Origin of the sequence: Flavobacterium flevense, from assembly GCF_900142775.1 — a bacterium.
GTDB lineage: Bacteria > Bacteroidota > Bacteroidia > Flavobacteriales > Flavobacteriaceae > Flavobacterium > Flavobacterium flevense.
On sequence record NZ_FRCC01000008.1, the window covers coordinates 127,243 to 152,026 of the forward strand.

General features: G+C 31.7%; 24 protein-coding genes. 23 read left to right on the forward strand and 1 reads right to left on the reverse strand.

The window, feature by feature from the left end:
• Nucleotides 1–42 precede the first annotated feature (42 nt).
• From BUB89_RS13810 to BUB89_RS13875, 14 genes are all read left to right on the forward strand, one after another.
• The gene (locus BUB89_RS13810; RefSeq protein WP_141384561.1) at nucleotides 43–1,164 is read left to right on the forward strand and encodes a hypothetical protein; all 1,122 of its coding nucleotides are present in this window, start codon (nucleotides 43–45) and stop codon (nucleotides 1,162–1,164) included.
• A 34-nt stretch (nucleotides 1,165–1,198) separates the two neighbouring features.
• The gene (locus BUB89_RS13815) at nucleotides 1,199–2,083 is read left to right on the forward strand and encodes a glycosyltransferase family 2 protein (protein ID WP_073246016.1); all 885 of its coding nucleotides are present in this window, start codon (nucleotides 1,199–1,201) and stop codon (nucleotides 2,081–2,083) included.
• 20 nt (nucleotides 2,084–2,103) lie between these two features.
• A complete protein-coding gene (locus tag BUB89_RS13820; protein ID WP_073246018.1) occupies nucleotides 2,104–2,970 on the forward strand; it encodes a glycosyltransferase family 2 protein in 867 nt (288 codons plus the stop codon).
• A gap of 126 nt (nucleotides 2,971–3,096) precedes the next feature.
• A complete protein-coding gene (locus BUB89_RS13825) occupies nucleotides 3,097–4,251 on the forward strand; it encodes a glycosyltransferase (protein WP_141384559.1) in 1,155 nt (384 codons plus the stop codon).
• Between the two features lie 14 nt (nucleotides 4,252–4,265).
• On the forward strand, nucleotides 4,266–5,162 hold the full coding sequence (locus tag BUB89_RS13830) for an NAD-dependent epimerase/dehydratase family protein (RefSeq protein ID WP_073246021.1): 897 nt from the start codon (nucleotides 4,266–4,268) through the stop codon (nucleotides 5,160–5,162).
• A 2-nt stretch (nucleotides 5,163–5,164) separates the two neighbouring features.
• Entirely contained in the window at nucleotides 5,165–5,713 is a 549-nt protein-coding gene (rfbC, locus tag BUB89_RS13835; RefSeq protein ID WP_073246022.1) for a dTDP-4-dehydrorhamnose 3,5-epimerase, read from the forward strand.
• A gap of 463 nt (nucleotides 5,714–6,176) precedes the next feature.
• A complete protein-coding gene (gene rfbD, locus BUB89_RS13840; protein ID WP_073246023.1) occupies nucleotides 6,177–7,043 on the forward strand; it encodes a dTDP-4-dehydrorhamnose reductase in 867 nt (288 codons plus the stop codon).
• 14 nt (nucleotides 7,044–7,057) lie between these two features.
• The gene (locus BUB89_RS13845) at nucleotides 7,058–7,450 is read left to right on the forward strand and encodes a GxxExxY protein (protein ID WP_073246024.1); all 393 of its coding nucleotides are present in this window, start codon (nucleotides 7,058–7,060) and stop codon (nucleotides 7,448–7,450) included.
• Nucleotides 7,451–7,496: 46 nt separating this feature from the next.
• The gene (gene rfbB, locus BUB89_RS13850; protein ID WP_073246025.1) at nucleotides 7,497–8,543 is read left to right on the forward strand and encodes a dTDP-glucose 4,6-dehydratase; all 1,047 of its coding nucleotides are present in this window, start codon (nucleotides 7,497–7,499) and stop codon (nucleotides 8,541–8,543) included.
• A gap of 37 nt (nucleotides 8,544–8,580) precedes the next feature.
• The gene (locus BUB89_RS13855; protein ID WP_073246150.1) at nucleotides 8,581–8,970 is read left to right on the forward strand and encodes a GxxExxY protein; all 390 of its coding nucleotides are present in this window, start codon (nucleotides 8,581–8,583) and stop codon (nucleotides 8,968–8,970) included.
• A 38-nt stretch (nucleotides 8,971–9,008) separates the two neighbouring features.
• Entirely contained in the window at nucleotides 9,009–9,881 is an 873-nt protein-coding gene (gene rfbA, locus BUB89_RS13860) for a glucose-1-phosphate thymidylyltransferase RfbA (RefSeq protein ID WP_073246027.1), read from the forward strand.
• Nucleotides 9,882–9,946: 65 nt separating this feature from the next.
• Nucleotides 9,947–10,900, forward strand: coding sequence for an MraY family glycosyltransferase (locus tag BUB89_RS13865; protein WP_073246029.1), 954 nt, complete (start codon nucleotides 9,947–9,949; stop codon nucleotides 10,898–10,900).
• Between the two features lie 18 nt (nucleotides 10,901–10,918).
• Nucleotides 10,919–12,070 (forward strand): DegT/DnrJ/EryC1/StrS family aminotransferase, encoded by a 1,152-nt coding sequence (locus BUB89_RS13870; protein WP_141384556.1) that lies wholly within the window; start codon nucleotides 10,919–10,921, stop codon nucleotides 12,068–12,070.
• Between the two features lie 99 nt (nucleotides 12,071–12,169).
• On the forward strand, nucleotides 12,170–14,104 hold the full coding sequence (locus tag BUB89_RS13875) for a polysaccharide biosynthesis protein (protein WP_073246031.1): 1,935 nt from the start codon (nucleotides 12,170–12,172) through the stop codon (nucleotides 14,102–14,104).
• A gap of 607 nt (nucleotides 14,105–14,711) precedes the next feature.
• On the opposite strand, the gene BUB89_RS13880 is transcribed toward BUB89_RS13875, so the two are convergent.
• Nucleotides 14,712–15,452: a tyrosine-protein phosphatase gene (locus BUB89_RS13880; protein ID WP_073246033.1), complete on the reverse strand. Its 741-nt coding sequence runs from the start codon at nucleotides 15,450–15,452 to the stop codon at nucleotides 14,712–14,714.
• A gap of 703 nt (nucleotides 15,453–16,155) precedes the next feature.
• Here BUB89_RS13880 and BUB89_RS13885 point away from each other — a divergent pair.
• The 9 genes from BUB89_RS13885 (at nucleotide 16,156) to BUB89_RS13925 (ending at nucleotide 24,783) form a co-directional block, all read left to right on the forward strand.
• On the forward strand, nucleotides 16,156–17,025 hold the full coding sequence (locus tag BUB89_RS13885) for an ABC transporter permease (protein ID WP_073246034.1): 870 nt from the start codon (nucleotides 16,156–16,158) through the stop codon (nucleotides 17,023–17,025).
• Nucleotides 17,026–17,419: 394 nt separating this feature from the next.
• Nucleotides 17,420–18,715: an ABC transporter ATP-binding protein gene (locus BUB89_RS13890; protein WP_073246036.1), complete on the forward strand. Its 1,296-nt coding sequence runs from the start codon at nucleotides 17,420–17,422 to the stop codon at nucleotides 18,713–18,715.
• A gap of 3 nt (nucleotides 18,716–18,718) precedes the next feature.
• Nucleotides 18,719–19,354, forward strand: a complete 636-nt coding sequence (locus tag BUB89_RS13895; RefSeq protein WP_073246038.1) for a CmcI family methyltransferase — start codon at nucleotides 18,719–18,721, stop codon at nucleotides 19,352–19,354.
• 20 nt (nucleotides 19,355–19,374) lie between these two features.
• On the forward strand, nucleotides 19,375–20,235 hold the full coding sequence (locus BUB89_RS13900) for a class I SAM-dependent methyltransferase (RefSeq protein WP_083552804.1): 861 nt from the start codon (nucleotides 19,375–19,377) through the stop codon (nucleotides 20,233–20,235).
• Nucleotides 20,225–21,226, forward strand: a complete 1,002-nt coding sequence (locus tag BUB89_RS13905; RefSeq protein WP_073246042.1) for a glycosyltransferase — start codon at nucleotides 20,225–20,227, stop codon at nucleotides 21,224–21,226. The genes BUB89_RS13900 and BUB89_RS13905 overlap by 11 nt, the downstream gene beginning before the upstream one ends.
• Before the next feature lie 5 nt (nucleotides 21,227–21,231).
• Complete coding sequence (locus BUB89_RS13910; protein WP_159434580.1) at nucleotides 21,232–22,080, forward strand: glycosyltransferase; 849 nt, start codon at nucleotides 21,232–21,234, stop codon at nucleotides 22,078–22,080.
• Nucleotides 22,074–22,970, forward strand: coding sequence for a glycosyltransferase family 2 protein (locus BUB89_RS13915; RefSeq protein ID WP_073246046.1), 897 nt, complete (start codon nucleotides 22,074–22,076; stop codon nucleotides 22,968–22,970). The genes BUB89_RS13910 and BUB89_RS13915 overlap by 7 nt, the downstream gene beginning before the upstream one ends.
• Nucleotides 22,971–23,999 (forward strand): glycosyltransferase family A protein, encoded by a 1,029-nt coding sequence (locus BUB89_RS13920; protein ID WP_073246048.1) that lies wholly within the window; start codon nucleotides 22,971–22,973, stop codon nucleotides 23,997–23,999.
• A 4-nt stretch (nucleotides 24,000–24,003) separates the two neighbouring features.
• Nucleotides 24,004–24,783 (forward strand): glycosyltransferase family 2 protein, encoded by a 780-nt coding sequence (locus tag BUB89_RS13925; protein WP_073246050.1) that lies wholly within the window; start codon nucleotides 24,004–24,006, stop codon nucleotides 24,781–24,783.
• Nucleotide 24,784 lies beyond the last annotated feature (1 nt).

Sequence of the window (24,784 nt, forward strand, 5' to 3'; positions counted from 1 at the left end):
AGACTTTCTAATAAAAAAGAAATACATTAGGCTATTATTAAATTGAGAAATATAATTTTTACAAAGCAAAATCTGAATGAATATTTTTTGTATTCATTATTTTTGCTTCCACTACTGGGAACAAGTGTGCCGGCTTATATATTAGCAATTGGCTTTTTGCTTATTAAGATAACGAATTTAAAATTTAAAATTCAGGATTTGTTTTTTTTATCAGTGATTGTTCTTTGGTTTTTGTTTAAGGCACAGCAATCTGAGCTAAAAGCGTGTACAATTTTATTTCGATATTATTTTGGATTTTATGTTTTCTACTTATTTTTTAATAATATCAAAACTTCTTTAAAGCTAGATAAGCTGTTATGGATAATTTGTTTTTTTATTTTTTTAGAGGCTTTTTTAATTAATACCATATTACCAGTCCAAAATTTACCAAATTACCCAAAGGACGGAATGGGTGATTTTTTAGCTGAAACAAAAATTTTAGGTTTTTATCAAAGACCTTATAGTATTGGAACAAGTTCTACGATAACAAGTACCTTGGTAATGGTCTTGATTTTTTATGTATTTGGGTTATCTAAAGATCAGTATATAGAAAAATCAAATAAGCTTTTAGCATTTAGTATTTTTACCGTCATTATTTTGGGATCGGGTACTGGATACGCATTATTACTTATGTTCATAGTTTATAAAATAGGACCTTTCAAAGGTAAAATCTCAGCAATCTGTTCTTTTAGTACAATGTTTTTTATATATTATTTAATTTTTGTATTAGATATAGGATCTCTTGATGGATTAGATAAAATTTCAGCATTCTACCTTGAATTCCTATATGATTTTAAAGCCACCCAAATAGAAGATGTCATATACACTCTAAAGTCTGCACCTAATCAATTCTATATTGGAAGAACATTTGAAGATGCAAAAGACCTTGTGATATGGAGTGACTTTGCATGGTTAAATTTGTTTGAGTGTACAGGATATGTTGGATTGTATTTGACCGTCTTAATTTTTATATTCAAAACCAATCGCTATAATTATATTCCAATTTTAGTTTTTTTGATTGGAGCTATACATTATGGAGCGATTTACTCGTTACCGGGTCAACTTTTAGGCGGATACTTTATGTCGACGAAATTTAAGAATAATGAGATGTTAAATAATTTATAAACAAATTATCTAGAATTAGATTTAAATAAACATAATGAATAACCAATATTTATTTACCATTGTAATACCAACTCACAACAGAGCAGATGATTTAAAAAGATGTCTTGTTTCTCTGGAAAAACAGACCTATAAAAATTTTGAGGTTTTAGTATGTGATGATGGTTCAACAGACCATACTAAAGATATTGTTGAAGATTTTAAAGACATATTAAATTTGAAATACTTTTACAATGAAAACACAGGAGGGCCGGCAGGGCCTAGAAATGTTGGAATTGAAAACTCGCAGGCAAATTGGATTTGTTTTTTGGATTCTGATGATTGGTATTCAGAAAACAGATTGGAATTTATTTCCAAGTTAGATTTAGAGGAATTTGACTTTTTATATCATGATTTAAATGTTATTCAAAATGGTAATATTATCAGAAGAAATACTTCCAGAAATTTAAATACTACGAATCCTTACAGAGATTTACTTTGCAATCTTAATGCAATTCCAACATCATCAACCTGTGTAAGAAAATCATTTTTAGTAGAAGCAAAAGGCTTTAGTACCAATAAGGATATAGTTGGTCTCGAGGATTTTCATTTGTGGATAAGAATTGCAAAATCTAATGCCCGCTTCAAGTACATACCAGAAGTTTTGGGATTTTATTTTATCGGCGGTGATAATTTAACATTACATGATCAAAGGCAAATTAATAGATTTAGAGCTCTTTATACAGAATTTATTAATCAAGATGTAAATCGGAGCTTTAAAAATAAAATTTCAGCAGCTTTAAACTATCAAACGGGTTGGATTTTGGTTAATAATTCTCAGGCAAAAGAAGCTTTTAGTTTTCTATTTAGATCTTTAATTTTCGGATCTTTTGCCATAAAAATGAGGTCCTTAAATATGTTAAGAAAAGGAATTAAGTTTTAATTAAAATAAAGGAAATATTGATGAAAGAACCTTTAGTAAGTGTAGTAGTTCCTTTTTATAATAATGAAGCTACATTATTGGATACAATAAAATCCGTTTTTATACAAACATATAAGAATTGGGAGTTGATATTATTGAATGATGGATCTACAGATAAGAGTTTGGAAATAGCAAACAGCATAAAAGATAAAAGGGTTAGAGTTGTTAGTGATGGAAATAATAGAGGACTAGTTTATCGATTAAATCAATCGCCATCTTTAGCTCAGGGTAATTATATTGCAAGGATGGATGCTGATGATTTAATGCATCCACAGAGGATTGAAAAGCAAATGGCGTTTTTTTTAAATGATGATAAATTAGATTTGGTTGATACAGGAGCTTATTCGATAGATGAAGAAGGTGAACCTGCAGGAATTAGAGGACTTGTCGCTATAAAATATGATGAAAAATTCATTATTAATAATGCGATGCTTTTACACGCTAGTATTATTGGAAAAAAAGAATGGTTTCTTAATAACCAATATGATAAAATCTATGTTCGTGCAGAAGATAGAGAATTATGGCTAAGAACTTATAAATATTCCAAATTTGCGAGGGTAAAAGAACCTCTATATATTGTTAGAGAAGGAAAAGTAAATATTCGAAATTATGTTCAAAGTGTTAAGACCGTAAGAAAAATTCTGAGGACTTACGGGCCGGGTATTTTTTCAAAAAAAGAACTTAAGAAAGAACTTTTGAAAACATATTTAAAAACCTTTATAATTGAATTAACAGGGTTATTGAATATTCATCACTATATTACAAAAAGAAGAAATAATTCACTTACAATCGAACAGAGAAAAGAGTTAAGCAAAATATTGAATGAAATAAAAACTTCCTTATTTTAATAACTAGTGTGGGAAAAATAATAGATTAAATTAAATAATGGACTTAGACATGAAAATGTTGTAAGCGTATAATAAAAATTGAAAAATAGTTCATTTCTAAAAAAAAAAATAATTAAAAAATATAATATGGAAAGTAAGTTTAATCGAAAGATTAAATTATTGAGAGTTGTTACGCAGGCAGAAGTAGTTCCATGGCATTTGAATAATTTTATAGAAAGATCTAAGGATGACTATGAATTATTTATTGTTGGAAATGGCGTAAGTAGGTTTAAAAACCAATATCCATATGTAGTTTTTATAGATAACGAGATAGTAAGAAAAACATCGATTTTTTACGACCTGATAGCGTTAATAAAATTAATAATAATTTGTTTTAAAATTAAGCCAGAAATTATTCACTCTATAATGCCTAAAGCTGGATTGTTAGCTCCTGTAGCTGGATTGCTTTCATTTGTCCCAATTCGTATTCATACTTTTACAGGGCAAGTTTGGGCAACAAAGGAGGGGTTTTCCAGAAAATTTTATAAATTCATTGATAAATTAATTTTTAATACAGCAACTTCTTGTCTTACTGATAGTCCATCTCAATCCAATTTTTTAGCAGATAACGGTTTTTTAGTAAAAGGGAAACCTATAGAGTATATAGGTAAAGGATCTTTATCGGGAGTAAACTTAGATGTATTTGATGTTGATCTTGTTAAAAAAAGAAATGCACTACGATCTGAACTTGGAATAGATGAAAATGATTTTGTATATGTATTTTTAGCTAGAAAATCTATTGTAAAAGGAATTAAAGAATTAATAGAAAGTTTTGCAAAAGTTGCGCATTTACCTAATGTAAAACTACTTTTCATAGGTCCTGATGAGTCAAACGGTTATTTAGATGTGCTTTTGGCAGAACATCAGAATATTAGTAGTAAGATTATCAATTTAGACATTGTGAAAAACCATGAAAGATACCTTGCTGTTAGTGATGTATTATGTTTACCAAGCAGTAGTGAAGGATTTGGTACAATTGTTATAGAAGCAGCAGCGTTAGAGGTGCCTTCAATTGGGTTTGACATTGTTGGTTTATCTGATTCGATAGAAAATGGATATTCAGGAGTTTTAGTGCCATTAAAAGATACGGATAAATTTTCTGAAACAATGATAAAGTTTTATGAAGATAAGGAATATCTTCAGAGACTAAAAAGTAACGCGAGAGAAAGAGTGATAAAGTATTTTTCTGCAGATGTGATATATTCATTACAAAATAAATTTTACAAATCTTTATTAAAATAAATAAGCTTATTAGAATGAAAGTTATAATTACTGGAATTTCGGGTTTTGTAGGACAGAATCTTTCTAGTTATCTATCTGAAAAATTATTTAGTGTAGATGCCGTTTCTTTAAGAAATTCGACTTGGAAAGGAGTTTTAGATGGTGATGCAATTATACACTTAGCAGGTAAGGCTCATGATACTAAAAAAACAAGTGATGCGTCTGAATATTTTAATATAAATACAGATTTAACTAAAGATTTGTTTGATGCTTTTTTACAAAGTGATATTCAAGATTTTATTTATTTCAGCAGTGTAAAAGCTGTTGCTGATGAGGTTTCCAGTATTTTAAATGAAGACGTTGTTGGAAGTCCCAAAACACCATACGGGAAATCTAAATTGCAAGCAGAAGAGTATATTTTATCTAAAAACTTACCTGAAGGTAAAAGGGTTTTCATTATTAGACCATGTATGATTCATGGTCCAGGTAATAAAGGGAATTTGAATTTATTGTATCAATTGGTGGCAAAAGGCTTGCCTTGGCCTTTGGGAGCTTTCGAAAATCAGCGTTCTTTTTCAAGTATTGAAAATTTGTGTTTTGTGATTAAGGAATTATTGCAAAATAAAAGTATTTCTTCAGGTATTTATAATGTGGCTGATGATGAATTTTTGTCAACCAATGAATTAATTGAATTGTTGGGGGAAAGTTTAGGAAAACGGAATAAAATTTTGAAAATTCCAACATCTTTAATTAAGAAAATAGCATCAGTTGGGGATGTATTAAAATTGCCACTTAATTCGGAACGATTGCAAAAATTAACAGAAAGTTATATGGTTAGTAATCAAAAGATTGTAGCTGCAATAGGAAAACCTTTGCCTATAGATGCTAAGGCAGGATTATTAAAAACATTTGAATCTTTTAAACAAAAATAAATATGACAATTGAAAAAACTGCCATACAAGATTTAGTTATCATTAACCCAACCGTGTTTCCTGACGAACGCGGTTATTTTTTTGAAGCCTACAATCAGGCGAAATTTGCAGAAAACGGAATCCATTACAATTTCATTCAGGACAATCAGTCTTTTTCTAAAAGAGGCGTAATCCGTGGTTTGCATTTACAAATTAATCCTTTTGCACAGGCAAAATTAGTACGTGTTTTAGAAGGAGAGATTCTGGATGTAGCTGTTGATTTGCGAAAAAATTCTCCAACATACGGGCAGCATGTAAGCGTGGTGCTGAGTGCCGAAAATAAAAAACAATTGATGGTGCCTCATGGTTTTGCCCATGGTTTTTCGGTGTTGAGTGAAACGGCATCGGTATTGTATAAAGTAGATCAGGTATATCACAAAGACAGTGAAAGGGGAATTCGCTACGATGACCCAGTTCTAAATATTGATTGGAAAGTAAGTCCTGATGAAGTTATTGTATCTGAAAAAGATGTAGTATTGTCAGCTTTTAACGATATTGACTGGGAGTTTTAAAATACGAATTGTCACGAATTATGACGAATTTATCTAATCTACATCGAGAATTAGCTTTATATTGGGTTGTCAGTTGTGGGTTATGAGTTTTGTTTTTATCTATATTTTATAAGTTGGATATGATTTATAGTTGATGAATAAATCGGTATTAAAAATCGTTAAAAATTTCGATTATGAAATACAGTTGTTTGAAGATAAAAAGATACATACCCTTTGGGATATGGAAGAATAAAAATGGTATTTCTCTATTGTGGATACCATAATGATTTTAACTCAAAGAGTTGATCCTTCTGCATATTGGCGTAAATTGAAACAAAGATTGAAACATCAAGGAAATGAAATCGAGACAAATTGTCACGGTTTGAAAATGCAAGCTTCGGATAGTTGCGGAAAACAAAAAAGAATGTAATTTGGGTTAATTCGTTTCAATTCGTGTTAATTCGTAAAATTAGAAAAGAAAAAAATGAAAAAAATACTTATAACAGGAGGAAATGGTCAGTTAGGCTCTGAATTGCGGGTTTTGTCAAAAGTATATACGCAGTTTGAATGGGTTTTTACGGATTATCAGGAACTGGATTTGTGTGATCTTGAAAATTTAGAAATTGCATTAAATACCATTAATCCAAAGATTATTATTAATTGTGCGGCACATACTGCTGTGGATAAAGCAGAAACGGAAACGGAATTATCGGATGTGCTGAATCATCGTTCGGTAGCTGTTTTGGCCAAATGGAGCCATGCCAACAATTGCCGAATGATTCATGTTTCTACGGATTATGTGTTTGATGGCACCGCATCAACAGCACTGACTGAAACGGCATTACCTAATCCGATTAATGTTTACGGAGTTACGAAATTAGCGGGTGAACAGATTTGCTTACAAAACAATCCCAATGCTATTATTATCAGAACTTCGTGGGTGTATTCCAGTTTTGGTAACAACTTTGTAAAAACAATGTCCCGCCTGATGCAGGAACGCGACAGCTTAAATGTGGTGAACGACCAGATAGGAAGTCCTACGTATGCAGCTGATCTGGCAAGGGCGATTATGACCATATTGATACACAAAAACTGGCAAGCCGGCATTTATAATTTCTCTAACGAAGGCGAAATCAGTTGGTACGAATTTGCATTGGCCATTCAGGAAATTGGTGGTTTTGACTGTGCGATCAGTGGTATCCCATCATCTGCTTACCCTACACCAGCCAAACGTCCACAATACTCTTTACTGGATAAGACTAAAATCAAAACAACTTTTGGTGTTGAAGTTCCTGACTATAAGGAAAGTTTGAAAACCTGCATGGATTTATTACGAATTAAAGCGAATTAAAACGAATTATACGAATGGATTCCAATAATAAAATTCTTTACAAAGAAGAAAGCTTTAAAATTATTGGAGCATGTATGAAAGTGCATCGTTCGTTAGGAGCTGGATTTCTGGAGGCAGTATATGAGGAAGCCTTAATGAAAGAATTTCTAATCCAAAATATTCCTTTTAAAAGGCAGCTGAAATTAGAATTATATTATGATAATCAGAAATTGAATAAGTATTATCGAGCTGATTTTGTCTGTTATGATAGTATTATTTTAGAAATAAAAGCGGTAACTCATATTCCGGATATTTTTTATGCACAGTTGAAAAATTATTTGAAATGTACACAAATGGAGTTAGGTATGTTGATTAATTTTGGTACGACCTCATTAACTTATAAAAGAATAATTAATTTAAAAAATTAGGATTAATTCGTGTCAATTCGAATTAATTCGAAAAACAAAAAAATAAATGAAAAAAATAGTAATTACAGGTGGTGCCGGATTTATCGGTTCGCATGTTGTGAGACGATTTGTAAATCAATATCCGGACTATCAGATTTTTAATCTGGATGCATTGACTTATGCCGGAAATTTAGAAAATATAGCTGATATTGAAAAAGCACCTAATTATACTTTTATCAAAGGGGATATTACGGATGCTCCTTTTATAGATGCCTTGTTTGCTGAACATCAGTTTGACGGCGTATTACATTTAGCAGCTGAATCACATGTAGATCGTTCGATAACTGATCCGTTAGCTTTTGTAAAAACAAACGTTATCGGAACTGTGAACTTGCTGAATGCTGCTAAAGCTATCTGGAATGGAAATTACGAAGGCAAGCGTTTTTACCATATTAGTACTGATGAGGTTTATGGAAGTTTAGGAGCTGAAGGATTGTTTACCGAAACAACCGCTTATGATCCTAATTCACCTTATTCGGCTTCTAAAGCCAGTTCAGATCATTTTGTAAGAGCTTATGGTGAGACTTACGGATTACCGTATGTGCTGACGAATTGTTCGAATAATTACGGTCCGTTTCATTTTCCTGAAAAACTGATTCCGTTATTCATCAACAATATCATTCATAATAAACCTTTACCTGTTTATGGGGATGGAAAATATACGCGTGACTGGCTTTTTGTAGAAGATCATGCCGTGGCGATTGATTTGGTTTTTCATGAAGGTACAAACCATGATACGTATAATATTGGCGGTTTTAATGAATGGCAGAACATTGATTTGGTGAAGTTGCTTTGCAAAATCATGGATGAAAAACTAGGAAGAGCAGCAGGCACTTCAGAGCAATTGATTTCATATGTCAAAGACCGTCCGGGTCATGATTTGCGTTATGCGATAGATGCAAATAAAATAAACAAGGAGTTGGGGTGGAAACCTTCCGTTACTTTTGAACAGGGATTAGAAAGAACTATTAATTGGTATCTGGAAAATCAAACCTGGCTGAATAATGTAACTTCAGGTGCTTATGCGTCCTATTATGAGAAACAATATTCTTAACAAGAATTTTAAACGAATTAAAAAGCGAATTGTACGAATGGATTCAGATGGGAAAATAGTTTTTAAGGAAGAGAGCTTTAAAATTATTGGTGCCTGTATGAAAGTGCATCGTTCATTAGGTGCTGGTTTTTTGGAAGCAGTTTATGAAGAAGCATTAGAAAAAGAATTTCAAGCTCAACAAATTCCTTTTAGTAGACAAGTAAAATTAGAATTATATTATGACAATCAAAAGTTGAAAAAACAATATGGAGCTGATTTTGTTTGTTATGATGCTATTATTTTAGAGATAAAAGCTGTGTCCCACATTCCGGACATCTTTTATGCACAACTGAGAAATTATTTAAAATGCACAAAGACAGAATTAGGATTGCTAATCAATTTTGGTACGTCTTCACTAATGTACAAAAGGATTATAAATTCGCATTGATTCGTTTTAATTCGTGTCAATTTGTAAAATAAAAAACTATGAAAGGAATTATATTAGCCGGTGGATCCGGTACCCGTTTGCATCCGTTAACACTGGCCATGAGTAAACAAATGATGCCTGTTTATGATAAACCTATGATTTATTATCCTTTGTCAACATTGATGATGGCTGGGATTAATGAGGTTTTGATTATTTCTACACCACATGATTTGCCTAATTTTAAAAAATTATTGGGGGATGGTTCTAACATCGGCTGCCAATTTACGTATGCCGAGCAGGCTGTACCTAATGGTTTGGCTCAGGCTTTTGTAATTGGAGAAGAATTTATTGGAGAGGACAGTGTGGCACTGGTTTTAGGAGATAATATTTTCTTTGGATCTAATATGCACCAATTATTACAATCGAATAGAAATCCGGATGGAGGGGTAGTATTTGCATACCATGTTTCCGATCCGGAACGCTATGGCGTAGTAGAATTTGATAAAGACTTAACGGCTATTTCTATCGAAGAAAAGCCATTAGAACCTAAGTCAAATTACGCTGTACCGGGATTGTATTTTTATGATAATTCAGTGGTGGAAATAGCTAAGAATATCAAACCAAGTGCACGTGGTGAATATGAAATCACCGATGTGAATAAAGTATATTTAGAAAAAGGAAAGTTAAAAGTAGGTATTTTAAGCAGAGGGACAGCCTGGCTGGATACAGGAACTTTTAACAGCCTGATGCAGGCAGGACAATTTGTTCAGGTGCTGGAAGAGCGTCAGGGTTTGAAAGTGGGTTGCATCGAAGAAATTGCTTGGAGACAGGGATTTATTAGCACACAACAACTAAAAGATTTAGCCGAACCTTTAAAGAAATCAGGATATGGTGACTATCTTTTAAGCTTGTTAAAGCATAAAACATATTAGCTTTTAGTTGTTGCTTGTAAGTTATCAATTTTCGTTAAAACGGAAAAACCCTATTCATTTTTAGTATGCAATACCTTATATTATTTTTATTGTTTTTAGTTTTGGAGCTGCTTTATTTTAAAATAGCAGATCAATACAATATTATAGACAAACCCAACAGTCGGTCGTCTCATACTTCCATTACTTTGCGTGGTGGAGGAATCATTTTTCCTATTGCTATCATTATCGCCTTTTTAATGGGATATGTTGACTGGTCAGTAATGCTTGCAGTGGTGTTAGTAGCAGTAGTCAGTTTTATAGACGATATCAAACCGTTATCTCAGCTGCCACGGTTTCTTTCGCATGTCATAGCAGCTGTTTTGATTTTCTATGAATTAAATTTATTTTCAGAACCACTGTGGTTACTCCCAATACTTTTGGTGTTACTCATTGGTTGGGTAAACGCATTTAATTTTATGGATGGTATCAACGGTATTACGGTATTGTATGCACTTTCAGCGATTGCAGGGTTTTCATTACTGGAATTTAATCAGGATTATTTGCCATTATTAATCACCATGGCTTTATCCTGTATAGTGTTCGGAATTTTTAATATTCGAAAAAAAGCCAAAACCTTTGCCGGAGATGTCGGTAGTATTAGTATGGCGCTTTTTTTAGGTTATTTTATGATAAAAACAATTATAGAGTCCGGACAACCGGCTTTTATTTTGTTTTTTTCTGTTTACGGTATTGATGCCGGAATTACCATCTTAACCCGTATAAAAAAAAGAGAGAATATATTTCAACCGCACCGTTCCCATTTGTACCAATATTTGGCTAACGAAATGGGACTGTCTCATATTTTAGTTTCCTGTATTTATGCAGTATTCCAAATGGGATTGAATATTTTTCTTGTTTATAGTTATGCCAATGGAAAGCTGACGCTGACTATAGCTATTGGAATTTTAATCATTTTGTCCATTATTTACATGATTTGCCGTCAGTTGATTGTTCGCCGGATGGTTTTGAATAATTCTTAATTTATTTTGATTTTAAATGTGAATAAAAAAAAGATCTGGCTCTCGACTCCTCATATGGGAGGAAATGAAATCAAATACATTCAACAGGCATTTGATACCAACTGGATTGCTCCTGTAGGGAATAATCTTCTTGAGTTAGAGCAGGATTTAGAGCAGTATTTACAATCATCGGCCCAGGTTACGCTATTGAATTCGGGAACTGCAGCGATCCATTTGGGATTAGTACTTTTAGGTGTACAAGCCGGAGATGAGGTTATTTGCCAATCGCTTACCTTTTCTGCTTCCGCAAATCCTATTTTGTATCTGAAAGCAATTCCTGTGTTTATAGACAGTGAATTGGAGACTTGGAATCTGTGTCCAATAGCGTTAGAAGAAGCTATTGTTGACCGAATTAGTAAGGGGAAAAAACCAAAAGCAATCATAGCGGTAGATTTATACGGAATGCCTTATCAGGTTGAAGCTGTCAGAACCGTTGCTGACAAATATTCAATTCCAATTTTAGAGGATAGTGCAGAAGCTTTAGGGAGTACTTATAAAGGGAAAAAGTGCGGTACTTTTGGAGATATTGCTGTTTTTTCCTTTAACGGAAGTAAAATAATAACCACTTCAGGAGGTGGAGTAATAATCACAAAGGAAAAGAGTTTAAAAGAAAAAGCGCTATTTTTAGCCACACAATCACAGGATAAAGGAGTGCCTCATTATCAGCATTCCGAAATAGGTTATAATTACAGAATGAGTAACATTAGTGCCGGTATTGGCCGGGGACAAATGGAAGTGCTGAATATAAATTTAGCTTTACGAAAAAAGATACATCAATTTTATATAAATTTGTTTAAGGATATTACCGGGGTAACTGTTTTTGATGCACCTACGGATGATTATTGTTCTAATTACTGGTTAACAACCATAGTGATCGAAACAAGTTTAACTAGAGGAATATCCAGAGAAGATGTAAGACTGGCATTACTGGAAGAGAATATAGAATCCCGTCCGGTTATGAAACCGATGCATTTACAGCCACTTTTTAAAAAGTTCCCTTATTATGGCGGAAATATTGCCAGTAAGCTTTTTGAAAATGGATTGTGTTTGCCTTCCGGTTCTAATCTTTCTAAAGAAGAATGTGAGAGAATAAAAACAGTAATTTTAGCTTTATTTAAAGAAGTAGCATAAAAAAAACTTTTTAAATGTTTTTATGTGCTATTTTTGCTGTTGAAAAAGTAATAAAAAGAAGATATTTTGAATAAGTATACCAAACAGGATGTAACAAGTATGTTTTTGAACTTTCTTTCCAGAAAAGATTTGTTGTCTACTGTCCGCAATTTAAGTTATCTGCCAAGATGGATTGTGGTAGGAATAGACTTGATGGTCTTGATTATTAGTTTTCTATTTACCAAACTTATCATTAACGGAGTTGGCTTACATTATATATTCTTTGAGAATAAAGCACCTTACATCTGTTTTTTGTTAGGAATAAATGTACTTTCATTCTGGATATTCAGGACATATTCAGGAATTATCAGGCATTCTTCTTATACAGATGCCATCAAACTTCTTTTTTCCCAAATTTCAGTACTTGTTTTTTTCGTTGTTTTAAATTCTGTATTTGAGTTTTCATACGGATACAAAATTTATTTAAACACAGCACTTTTTATAAATATGGTGCTTTCTTTTTGTGGACTGTTTCTGTATCGGGTAGTTGTAAAACAGGTTTTCGAACACTTTTTTTCTGAAAAAAACGACTTAAAATTACCTCGCACTTTAATTTACGGAACAGATGCTAATGCACTTTCTGTAGCTAAGGCTTTAAAACTTGAAGTTCCCAGCCGATTTAAAATTGTAGGTTTTGTTGATAAGAACAGCCAAAATTCTTCGAAGAGAATGATGGATTTACCTATTTTAATTTTAAAGAAAAAATTGCCTACACTCATGCGTTCTGTAAATGCTGAAGGGGTCATTATTGCCGATAAAAGTTTGTCTAAAGAAGAGCGTTTGGTAATAGTAGAACAATGTTTAGAATTTAATTATAAAGTATATATTGTCCCTTTAATTACCGACTGGGAGAACCAAAAAGAAATTTCCCAAAAGGTAAAGAGCATCCAGATTGAAGACTTATTGGACAGAAAACCAATTGTGCTCGATGGTAAAGCTATTTCTAAACAATTAAAAGATAAAACCATTCTGATAACAGGAGCCGCAGGTTCTATAGGCAGCGAAATTGTCAGACAGGTATTGCTTTTTAAACCAAAAACGATTATCGCTTTAGATCAGGCAGAAACGCCGCTGCATAATTTAAGTCTGGAATTGATAAATCTGGGGGCTGACGAAAAAATAATTACTGTAGTTGCTGATATACGAAATAAAGACATGATGAATTCCGTCTTTAAAAACCATAAACCGGAAGTAGTATTCCATGCAGCTGCTTATAAGCATGTCCCTTTAATGGAAGAGAATCCTTCTCAGGCTATTTTGACAAATGTAGAGGGTACTAAAAACATAGCCGATTTATCGTGTATGTTTAAGGTAAAGAATTTCGTCATGGTTTCAACTGATAAAGCGGTTAATCCCAGTAATGTTATGGGAGCGAGCAAGCGCATCGCCGAAAAGTACGTTCAGTCTTTACAGCTAAAAGCGAATGCAGAGAGAGATGCAAAAAGCACTAAATTTATTACAACCCGTTTTGGAAATGTTTTAGGTTCTAATGGATCTGTAGTGCCTTTGTTTACCAAACAAATTGCAGCCGGAGGACCTATCACCATTACGCATCCTGAGATTATCCGATATTTTATGACGATACCCGAGGCCTGTCAGCTGGTGTTAGAAGCAGGAGCTATGGGTAAAGGAGGTGAGATTTATATTTTTGACATGGGGAAACCGGTCAAAATTATTGATTTAGCTCGAAAAATGATCAAACTGGCCGGATTTATACCGGATCAGGATATCAAAATTAAGATTGTAGGCTTACGACCAGGAGAAAAATTATACGAAGAATTACTGAACGATACTTCCAAAACAATTCCGACTCATCATCACAAAATTATGATCGCCGAAGAAATTCAGGAAGAGTTTGAAGTCCTTCATGATGAAATTGAAGAATTGATTACCATTGCTAATTTTCATAAAAAAGACGCTATTGTATCTAAAATGAAAAAAATTGTGCCTGAGTTCAAAAGTATGAATTCTACTTATGAAGCATTGGATAAATAAGAATAAAGAATAAAGAATAAAGAATAAAGAATAAAGAATAAAGAATAAAGAATAAAGAATTTAATTAATCGCAATAAAAACTTACTTATATAGTGAAAATGATTGCAGCTATATGCAAGATTAAAAGAAAATCTGCTACCCGAGTGATAGCGAACAGACAAAGCAATCTGCGGTAAGATATTCAACCACAAAGATTTTAAAATAATTCCGAACCCGAACGATAGCGAACTGGTGAAGCAATTCGTGGCGATTTTAACTGCAAAGTTTAACCCCTAAGATTATAAAAAATAATCTGTTAATCTGCGGTAATTTTTTAACACATAAGTCACAAAGTTTAACCACAAAGATTTAAAATAATTCGTGACCCGAGCGATAGCGAACAGGCAAAGCAATTCATTGCGATTTTAACCGCAAAGTTTATCCCCAAAGATTATAAAAATAATCTGCGACCCGAGCGATAGCGAACAGGCGAAGCAATTAGCGGTAAAAATATTTTAATTTGTGACCCGAGCGATAGCGAACAGGCGAAGCAATTCGTGGCGTTTTAACCGCAAAGTTTATCCCCAAAGATTATAAAAAATAATCTGTGAATCTGCGGTAAAATATTTTAATCCAATTTAAAAAACTGATTATTCCCAATAACTTCTTTCAGCGGACTCCAGTCTTTTAATTTTATTTTTTGATTAAAAGCAGCAATATGATTATCATGATGTACATCGGAACCTACAAAATCATACATTCCTTTTTGGAGTAGTTGTTCCGCGATTTTGGTAATACCATCACCATAATAGCCCGTGACTGCTAATAAATTGAGTTGGAACAGGCAACCTGCTTTTTTGAGTTTTGTATATTCATCCACATTTTTATGATAAAATAAATAACGCTCCGGATGTGCTAAAACAGGAATGTATCCTGCAACCTGCAAGTCAAATAAAATGGAATACAACTGAATAGGTGCATTGATGTATGACATTTCTACTAAAACGTAATTGTCTTTCAGTGTCAGTAAATCCTGAGACTGAAACAAACGTACAAATTGATCATCCATCATATATTCTGCTGCAGTCTGAAAAGGAAGATGGATATCATTTTTTCTCAGTTCGGCTAGGGTATTATTTTTATTTACAATAATCTGTTCCTTCGTGTTTTCCCAAATGTGCTGAATAATATGAGGAGTGGTAATAAATTGTTGTATTCCAAAGCTTTGTAAAGCCCGGATTAACTGCAATGAATCTTCAAAAACCTTTGCTCCATCATCTATTCCGGGTAAAAGATGAGAGTGAATATCAATATGATTATCCGGAATTAAATCTTTTAGAACCGGCTTGGATTTGAATATTGTAAACATGCTGCAAATATAAGAAAAAGAAGTCAGAAATTAATGTCGGAAATAAGAAATTAAAAGAAGTTGAAAGTTAGAAGTTAGGAGTTGGAAGTCAGGAGTTAGAAAAGAATAATTTTCGTTTTCCCATCCCTAAAGGGAGCCGAAAATGATAACGTACAAGATTAGTACTCATCTGATAAATTTCTTTCCCCTTTAGGGGCAGGGGTAAGAAAGAAATTAGCACCTACAACTTATTGCAGGAAGGGGCAAGAAAAAGAAATTTTCGTTTTTCCCCAATCCTAAAGGGAGCCGAAAATGATAACGTACAAGATTAGTACTCACCTGATAAATTTCTTTCCCCTTTAGGGGCAGGGGTAAGAAAGAAATTAGCACCTACAACTTATTGCAGAAAGAGGCAAGAAAAAGAGATTCTCGTTTTTCCCCATCCCTAAAGGGAGCCGAAAATGACGACGTACAAGATTAGTACTCACGTTATAAATTTCTTTCCCCTTTAGGGGCAGGGGTAAGAAAGAAATTAGAAACCACAACTCATTTCAGAAATAGGATAGGAGTTAAAAGTAAATGACAACTAGTAGTTTACAACAAACAAGAATTTTCTGTGGGAACTGCTTTTTTAAGCCCTTTTTTATGCAAGTAGTCGGTTATATTTGGAGAAACAAATCGCTTGTTAGTATATTTACCTTAAAAGAAAAGATAAATAGCATACATGAATCTTACGGATAATAACAACGAAAATTGGTTGTTTGAAATTACACCAAAAAATAAATTCTTTTCGCTCAATCTTAAAGAAGTCTGGCAATATCGGGATTTACTGTTTCTTTTTGTAAAGAGAGATGTAGTTACTGTTTATAAACAAACCGTTTTAGGACCACTTTGGTATCTCATTCAGCCTTTGTTTACGTCCATTACATTCACTATTATTTTTAATACCGTAGCAGGAATCGAAACAGGAACGGTACCGCCTTTTTTATTTAATCTGGCCGGAATTACGGTTTGGAATTATTTCACGGCCTGTCTTAATGGAACGTCCAATACCTTTGCATCTAATGCCGGTATTTTTGGCAAAGTCTATTTCCCGAGATTAATTGTACCACTTTCTGTAGTGGTTTCTAATCTTTTAAAATTCGGAATCCAGTTTTTTATATTCGTCGTTTTCTATCTTTATTTTTATTATAACGGAGCAGCTGTTCATATTAATTCTCTGGTTTTGTTTTTTCCTTTTTTAATAGTTATGATGGGAGTGCTGGGCTTAGCTTTAGGAATGATTATTTCGTCATTAGTGACTAAATACCGTGATTTTAGCTACCTGATAGGATTTGGTGTCCAGTTGCTGATGTATCTTTCTGCCGTAGTATATCCCATGGCATTAATCCAGCAAAAAATGCCGGAATATGCATGGTTAGTAGAATACAACCCTCTAGCCTATATTATTGAAACCACCCGGTATTTGTTGCTGGATGTGGGAAAAATTTCGATCAAAGGATTGTTATATACCTTTATACTCATCATTTTGTTATTTTTCACAGGATTGCTTATTTTTAATCGAACAGAGAGAAATTTTATAGATACAGTGTAGTGGGAAGTGGGAAGTTAGAAGTTAGAAGAGGGAAGTTAGAAGTTAGAAGAGGGAAGTTGGAAGGAAATAATTTTCGTTTTCCCCAGCCCTAAAGGGAGCCGAAAATGATAACGTACAGGGTTAATAATCATCTGATAAATTTCTTTCCCCTTTAGGGGCAGGGGTAAGAAAGAAATTGGATAACGTATTTAGGGAGGGGTAAGAAAAATAAATTTTCGTTTTTCCCCAGCCCTAAAGGAAGCCGAAAATGATAACGTACAGGATTAATAATCATCTGATAAATTTCTTTCCCCTTTAGGGTAAGGGTAAGAAAGAAATTGGATAACGTATTTCAGGAAGGGTTAATAAAAGAAATTTGAGAAATGTTGAACAACCGACATCTCATACTAAATAAATGAAAGATATAATTTTAAAAGCTGAAAATATTTCCAAGCAATACCGTTTGGGTACTGTTGGGACGGGCACTTTAAAGCACGATATCAATCGTTGGTGGCATCGTATCCGTGGGAAAGAAGATCCGTATTTAAAAATAGGAGATACCAATGATCGTTCGACCAAAGGCGAAAGTGATTATGTATGGGCATTGCAGGATATTAGTTTTGAAGTCGAGCGTGGAGAAGTTTTGGGCATTATTGGAAAAAACGGAGCAGGAAAATCAACGTTATTGAAAATCCTCTCTAAGGTTACCGCACCCACAACAGGAACGATTAAATCCAGAGGCAGGATTGCCTCTTTATTAGAAGTAGGAACCGGCTTTAATGGCGAACTCACAGGACGTGAAAACGTGTACCTCAATGGTGCAATCCTTGGTATGACCAAAAAAGAAATAACGGCTAAACTGGACGAAATTATCGATTTCTCCGGCTGCCAGCGTTATATTGACACACCTGTTAAGCGTTACAGTAGCGGAATGACCGTTCGACTAGCTTTTGCAGTAGCGGCATTTCTGGAACCTGAAATTTTAGTGATTGATGAGGTTTTAGCTGTAGGAGATGCCGAATTCCAGAAAAAAGCGATAGGGAAAATGCAGGATATTTCTAAAGGTGAAGGAAGGACGGTGTTGTTTGTGAGTCATAATATGGACTCAATTATGAGATTATGTAGTAAATCTATACTTTTAAAAAATGGTAGAATAATTGATTATGATATCACTTCAAAGGTTATTGATAATTATTTGAAATGTGAATATCAAACTACTTCATATAAGAGTTGGGTTGATCAATATATTGGTAATGATTTAGTTAGGATATATGATGTTAAAGCTCATAATTTGCAATATGAGATTAAAAATAATTTTAAAATCACTGAATTTGTTGGGATAAGTGTGAGTTATGAAGTAATTAAAGAAGGAAATAAAATACATGTAGCTTTTAATTTTTACGATAGAAATGGTATTAACATTTTCGACTCTCATGAAAATAATACAAGTAATTATTATGATTTGAAAAGTTGTGGTAAGTATGAAACAACTGTTTGGATTCCAGAAAATTTATTAGCAGAAGGTGTGATTTTGGTAGGAGTTGCTATAGTTACCCATAATCCATTCCAAGTACATTTCCATGAAAGAGATTGTATCGCATTTAATATGATAGATGATCAAATAATTAGCCCTACACGTGGGGAATATGTTGGTAATTTACCAGGAATAATAAGACCGTTAATGAAATGGGATTCAAAAAACAAAATTTAAAAAATGTTTAAAAAAAATAGAATTATTAAAGAAGAACAAGTTCAATTTTCAATTGATTCTATTTATAGAGGACATCATGAAGTTACATATAAAGGAATTAAAGCAATAAGGTGTCCTTTTGATTATGTAATATATCAAATGATAATTAATGAAGTAAAACCAGATTTAGTTATTGAAATTGGGACAAATATTGGTGGAGGAGCATTATATATTGCTGATTTATTAGATATGAATGGTAAAGGGGTAATTCATACAATAGATATAGTTGATATGGTAGATGCTAAAGTTAGAGAGCATAATAGAATTGAATTTTTTACAAAAGGTTGGCTAGATTATGATTTGGAACTCACCAAAGGGTTTAATAATATATTGGTAATTGAAGACGCATCTCATTTTTACCAAGATTCTATAGGTATTTTAAATAAATTTCATAATGTAGTTAGTAAAGACTCTTATTTTATTGTTGAAGATGGAATAATAAATGAATTAGGTTTAGAGAAAGATTATAAAGGAGGACCTTTAAAAGCTTTAAGAGAATTTTTACCTAATCATCCCGAGTTTTTTGTAGATAGAAAGTGGTGTGATATGTTTGGTATAAATGCAACTTTCAATGTAAATGGTTATTTAAAAAAAAAATAATCAATTTTTTAGATAAATTTATGATGAAAATATCAACTGGAGAAAGACTGGAGTTTTATGATTTTTCTGAGGTGACGGTAGAACATTTGCATAGATATGCTATTGCTAATGATTTTGTCTCAGGAAAAGTAGTGTTAGATATAGCATCTGGTGAGGGTTATGGCTCTTATATTTTATCAGAAAAGGCTTTAGAAGTTATTGGAGTTGACATAGATGTTGAAACGATTGAAAATTCAATAAAAAAATATTCAAAAAATAATTTAAAATTTTTTGTTGGGAGTGCTGATAATATTCCTGTTGAATCAAACTCTATAGATGTTGTAGTTAGTTTTGAAACTATTGAACATCATGATAAGCATGAAGAAATGCTATTAGAAATAAAAAGAGTTTTAAAACATGATGGCATTTTAATAATGTCCTCTCCGGATAAAAAATATTATTCAGATTTGGCAGGACAGAAAAATCCATTCCATGTGAAAGAACTATATTTTCAAGATTTTAAAGCATTAGTAGACCAATTTTTTCAATTTACAAATTATTATTGTCAAAATTCCTTTAATTTAAATTCTTTTATTGGATCTTTTGAAAGTATTGATAAATTTAAAATTTATACAGGAGATGAGAATAGTATTAATGATAATTCAATTTTACCAGTTTATAATGTCGTAATAGCTTCTGAAATAAATGGTTTTGGCGTGGATGATTCTTTTTTTAATGGGATTCAGATTGCTAAAAGGATAGAAAACAGATGTGAAAAAAAAATCAAAAGTGACTTAGTTTTAGAATGGAAGAGGTCTAATACTTATAAGATTGGTCACTTAATTATTTTTCCTTTTTATATAATAAAAAAGAAGCTAAAAAGATTTTTTAATGATTTCTAAAACACCTTTAATTTCAGTTATAGTTCCCAATTACAATCACGAACGTTTTTTAAAACAACGTTTAGAAAGTGTTTTTAATCAAAGTTACTCCAATTTTGAAGTAATTTTATTAGACGATTGTAGTACTGATAATAGTCGTGATGTTCTTTCGGAGTATGTTAATCATCCTAAAGTAAGCCATTGTGTTTTTAACGAGATTAATGCAGGAAATACTTTTATTCAATGGCAAAAAGGAATTCTATTAGCAAAAGGTGATTTAATTTGGATTGCTGAATCGGATGATTTTTGTGAGTTGAATTTTTTGGAAAAAGTTTCTAAGTCATTGTTTGATAATAAGGATGTTGTTTTGTCTTATTGTCAATCAAATCGGGTAAATGAATGTAATGAAATTAAAGGGAGTTGGTTAGATCATACACGAAAATTAGATAAAGGAATTTTATTTTTGAATGATTTTGTAATGGATGGTTCTGCATTTATAGAGGACTTTCTTATTTATAAAAATGTTATACCGAATGCTAGCGCTGTGCTTATAAAAAAAGAAGCAATTGATATTAATAAGCATTTTGATTTAGAACCAGAATTTAAGTATTGTGGTGATTGGATATTTTATTTTAAACTAATCGCAAATAAAAAAGTAGCATTTGTTAGTGAGACCTTAAATAGTTTTAGATTTCATTCTGCAAGTGTTATTGCAAGGGCAAAACAAACTGAAAACAGATTGACTATAATTGAAATAGATTATAAAGTAAGAAAGCTTTTAATGAAGTATTTGAAAAGACAAAACATTCAAAATTTCAGTAGAATTAAAAGAAAAAATAGATTCACAAAAAGAAATTATTTAACTTACGAAAAAGCTTTTTTATTAGTTAGAATCGGATATTATTTTCGAGGATATATGCTGTTAATGACTGTGATAGATGTTTTTTTTAAAAAATATAAATTAATAAAAAATCTTAAAGTTAAAATTAAAAAAATATTTAAAAAGCCTTAATGCAAATGATATCAGTAATTATTTGTTCAAGAAAGAAAGTAATCAATGAAGTGTTTATTACTAATATTGAAAATACAATTGGTTATATCTATGAATTAATTATTATCGATAACTCTGAAAATAAATATTCTATTTTTGAAGCCTATAATTTGGGTATTGAAAAAAGCACTGGTGATTATTGGTGTTTTATTCATGATGATATTCTTTTTCATACGGTTGGTTGGGGAGAAGTTGTAAGGTCAGTTTTTGAACAAGATAACAAAATAGGACTTATTGGTATTGCTGGGGCAAAGTTAAAAACTAAAATGCCGTCAGCTTGGTGGGATTGTCCTGAACAATTTAAAATTATTAATATAATTCAGCATTTTAAATTTGGAAAAGTAAAGCATTTGCAACAAGGATGGAACGAAAATAATATTGAGGAAGTAGTTGTTGTAGATGGTGTTTTTATGGCTGCACGTAGAATAGATAAAATGCGATTTTCAGATTCATTAAAAGGATTTCATAATTATGATTTGAATTTGTCTTTTGGCTATAAGAAACAGGGGTACAGAATAGTTGTTAATAAAGAAATTTTAATTGAACACTTTTCAAAAGGAGTACTTAATGCTTCATGGTGTCAATCAGCAGTGAAAATACATGATTTATACTCTGAAATTTTACCTTTTCAATTAAATAATCATTCAGAAAATATAAGAGGTTTGGAATTTAAGAATGGTTCTAAATTTATTACTTTTTCACTAGGTCATATTGATAGAAAAGTTATTATGAGATATTGGGTGCGTTTAATTGGTATTAAAACAATATCTAAATTTCATTTAAAATTTTTAAGAATACTTTTTAATAAATGTTAGCTGTAGTCATCCCATATTATAAACTATCTTTTTTTGAAGCCACTTTGAAGTCTTTGGCTAACCAAACAAATAAACGATTTAAAGTTTATATTGGAGATGATGCCAGCCCGGAAAATCCATTTACATTATTAGAAAAATACAATGATAAATTTAATTTTGTTTACCATCGTTTTAAAAGTAATTTAGGAACAATTTCATTAACTCAACAATGGGAACGCTGTATTAAAATGACAGCTAATGAAGAATGGTTAATGATCTTAGGAGACGATGATGTATTAGAAGTTAATATTGTAGAAGAATTTTATAATAATATAGAAGAAGTAGAACAAAAAGGGATTAATGTAATTCGTTTTGCTTCTCAAAAAATAGGCGGAAAAGGAAAAGTAACTTCTAAAATCTATGAACACCCTAAAATTGAAAAAGCCGTTCAGTTTTTATTTGATAAGACCAGAAGTTCTTTGAGTGAATATGTTTTTAGAAAATCACAAGTTGTAAAAATTAGATTTAAAAACTTTCCTTTAGCTTGGTATTCAGATGTTTTAGCTGTTTTAGAATTTTCAAATTTTACTGTCATTTTTTCAGTAAATACGGCTGTTGTTTATGTTCGTATTTCTAAATTGAGTATTTCAGGAAGTATTTTAAATAATCAATTAAAATTGCAGGCTAGATTTGAATTTTATTGTTACTTAGTAAGTAAAAAGAGTAATTTTTTTTCAATCATAGAATTAGAAGAGTTGTATTATCGGTTAAATAAATGTTATATCAATAATAAGAAACAATATGCTTTTTTTTTGAAAATTTCAAAAATCTACCTTCATAAAATGCTATTTAAAGAATATGTTTTTTTTATAAAACAAATAGTGTTTACTAAAAAGAATAGAATCGTATAAATGAGAAAAGGTAAAAATCCATCTAAAGACAATTTATTACAAACGACTGAATCTCATCATAGAGTTATTATTCCTTTGTATATTCCTCATGAGGTAGATTATTATAAGGATGCCTTTGTTATTTTTAATTATTGTTTGAAATCTGTCCAAAAAACGGCAATTTCTCATATAAAAGTATCGGTAATTAGCAATGGCTCTTGTGATGCCGTAAATACTAAATTACTAGATTTACAGCAGCAAGGACTTATTGACGAATTGATTATTGAAAAAGAACCAATAGGTAAAATCAACAGCATTCTAAAAGTCTTACGTACTGCTCAGGAACGCTTAATAACCATTACCGATGCCGATGTGCTTTTTGATAATGGCTGGGAGCGAGCTGTAATGGAAGTGTTTGAAGCCTTTCCAAAGGCGGGATCGGTAAGTCCGGTACCTGTTTTCAGAACACACCTTCGATTAACAGCTAACGTCTGGTTTCGCTATTTTTTTTCAGATAAATTACAATTCCGTGCCGTGAAAAATCCCGAAGCCATGACCAAGTTTGCTAACAGCATTGGTTGGCCATGGCTTGATATCAAATATAAAGATGTAATAGGAACTTTGCAGGCTAAAAACGGAACAATAGCAGTTTTAGGCTGTTCTCATTTTGTGGTTACTTATAAGCGAGAAGTATTTGATGCTTTGCCTAAAGAAAATACTAAATACCAATTAGGAGGAGATAGCGAGTTTTTATACACTGATGAACCTGTTTTAAAAATGGGTGGTTATCGATTAGCTACCTATGATAATTATGCCTTTCATGTGGGAAATGTTCTTGAAGATTGGATGAAAGAGAAATTTAATGATTTAAAAACGATAGATAAAAAAATAATAAGTTATGAGTATTTAAACTCACTCAAACGAGCTAAATTCAATTATTTTATAACAGAGAAATTGTTTAAAAAATTATTTACTATAAAAAGCTTTTATAAGTTTGTTTTAAAAAGGAAAGGATTGACTAAAAAGCAAATTAGAAACTATCTAAAATGAATTTATGATTTCAGTTGTTATACGAAATAAAAATGAAGTTCAATCTTTAGAATCTATTTTGAATATTTTACATAAAGTTTACGCACATGATATTGATGAAATTATTGTAGTCGATAATAATTCTACAGACCACAGTATTAAAGTAGCAAGTAGATTTAATTGTAAAATTATAAACATTGATAGTTTTACTTATGGGAAGGCAACAAATTTAGGAATCAGTAAAGCAAAAAATAATTTGGTATTGCTTTTAAGTGCTCATGCTGTTCCCATTGGGAATTCTTTTTTTAAAAATTCAATACAAACATTTGAGTCTAATCCATCATTAGCAGGAATACGTTACATTAATTCGTATGCTAATTATTTGAGAGCTATTGAAAATGATTTTCAGGTAAAAGATGGCTTAAGTTTTGGTTTAATGACAGCCTGTGCCATGGTAAATAAAAAAGTGTGGAATAAATTTAAGTTTGATGAAAATCTTGTTTTCAGTGAAGATAAAGAATGGTCAGATAGAGTATTAAAAGCAGGATATGGAATTTTAGATTTTAATGAAACCTTTTTTTATCATGTTCAACGAAATAAAGAAGGAATTTTAAATCGATATAAAAATGAAACAATTGCACATTATCAATTACATCAATTAAAGTATCCTAATGTCTTTAAAATTCTACTATCATTTATTAAAACATTATTTTGGATCTTACCAATAAATTTTATGGGAAAGATGGTTTATGAAATGAAATTATTAAAAGTTAAAATTGAGATTAATAAACTCTTGCAAAAATAAC

Excerpts from the sequence above, each read along its gene's own strand:
- BUB89_RS13815 (WP_073246016.1), top strand. The coding sequence starts at position 1,199 with ATGAATAACCAATATTTATTTACCATTGTAATACCAACTCACAACAGA.
- BUB89_RS13820 (WP_073246018.1), top strand. The coding sequence starts at position 2,104 with ATGAAAGAACCTTTAGTAAGTGTAGTAGTTCCTTTTTATAATAATGAA.
- BUB89_RS13825 (WP_141384559.1), top strand. The coding sequence starts at position 3,097 with ATGGAAAGTAAGTTTAATCGAAAGATTAAATTATTGAGAGTTGTTACG.
- BUB89_RS13830 (WP_073246021.1), top strand. The coding sequence starts at position 4,266 with ATGAAAGTTATAATTACTGGAATTTCGGGTTTTGTAGGACAGAATCTT.
- rfbC (WP_073246022.1), top strand. The coding sequence starts at position 5,165 with ATGACAATTGAAAAAACTGCCATACAAGATTTAGTTATCATTAACCCA.
- rfbD (WP_073246023.1), top strand. The coding sequence starts at position 6,177 with ATGAAAAAAATACTTATAACAGGAGGAAATGGTCAGTTAGGCTCTGAA.
- BUB89_RS13845 (WP_073246024.1), top strand. The coding sequence starts at position 7,058 with ATGGATTCCAATAATAAAATTCTTTACAAAGAAGAAAGCTTTAAAATT.
- rfbB (WP_073246025.1), top strand. The coding sequence starts at position 7,497 with ATGAAAAAAATAGTAATTACAGGTGGTGCCGGATTTATCGGTTCGCAT.
- BUB89_RS13855 (WP_073246150.1), top strand. The coding sequence starts at position 8,581 with ATGGATTCAGATGGGAAAATAGTTTTTAAGGAAGAGAGCTTTAAAATT.
- rfbA (WP_073246027.1), top strand. The coding sequence starts at position 9,009 with ATGAAAGGAATTATATTAGCCGGTGGATCCGGTACCCGTTTGCATCCG.
- BUB89_RS13865 (WP_073246029.1), top strand. The coding sequence starts at position 9,947 with ATGCAATACCTTATATTATTTTTATTGTTTTTAGTTTTGGAGCTGCTT.
- BUB89_RS13875 (WP_073246031.1), top strand. The coding sequence starts at position 12,170 with ATGTTTTTGAACTTTCTTTCCAGAAAAGATTTGTTGTCTACTGTCCGC.
- BUB89_RS13880 (WP_073246033.1), bottom strand. The coding sequence starts at position 15,452 with ATGTTTACAATATTCAAATCCAAGCCGGTTCTAAAAGATTTAATTCCG.
- BUB89_RS13885 (WP_073246034.1), top strand. The coding sequence starts at position 16,156 with ATGAATCTTACGGATAATAACAACGAAAATTGGTTGTTTGAAATTACA.
- BUB89_RS13890 (WP_073246036.1), top strand. The coding sequence starts at position 17,420 with ATGAAAGATATAATTTTAAAAGCTGAAAATATTTCCAAGCAATACCGT.
- BUB89_RS13895 (WP_073246038.1), top strand. The coding sequence starts at position 18,719 with ATGTTTAAAAAAAATAGAATTATTAAAGAAGAACAAGTTCAATTTTCA.
- BUB89_RS13900 (WP_083552804.1), top strand. The coding sequence starts at position 19,375 with ATGATGAAAATATCAACTGGAGAAAGACTGGAGTTTTATGATTTTTCT.
- BUB89_RS13905 (WP_073246042.1), top strand. The coding sequence starts at position 20,225 with ATGATTTCTAAAACACCTTTAATTTCAGTTATAGTTCCCAATTACAAT.
- BUB89_RS13910 (WP_159434580.1), top strand. The coding sequence starts at position 21,232 with ATGATATCAGTAATTATTTGTTCAAGAAAGAAAGTAATCAATGAAGTG.
- BUB89_RS13915 (WP_073246046.1), top strand. The coding sequence starts at position 22,074 with ATGTTAGCTGTAGTCATCCCATATTATAAACTATCTTTTTTTGAAGCC.
- BUB89_RS13920 (WP_073246048.1), top strand. The coding sequence starts at position 22,971 with ATGAGAAAAGGTAAAAATCCATCTAAAGACAATTTATTACAAACGACT.
- BUB89_RS13925 (WP_073246050.1), top strand. The coding sequence starts at position 24,004 with ATGATTTCAGTTGTTATACGAAATAAAAATGAAGTTCAATCTTTAGAA.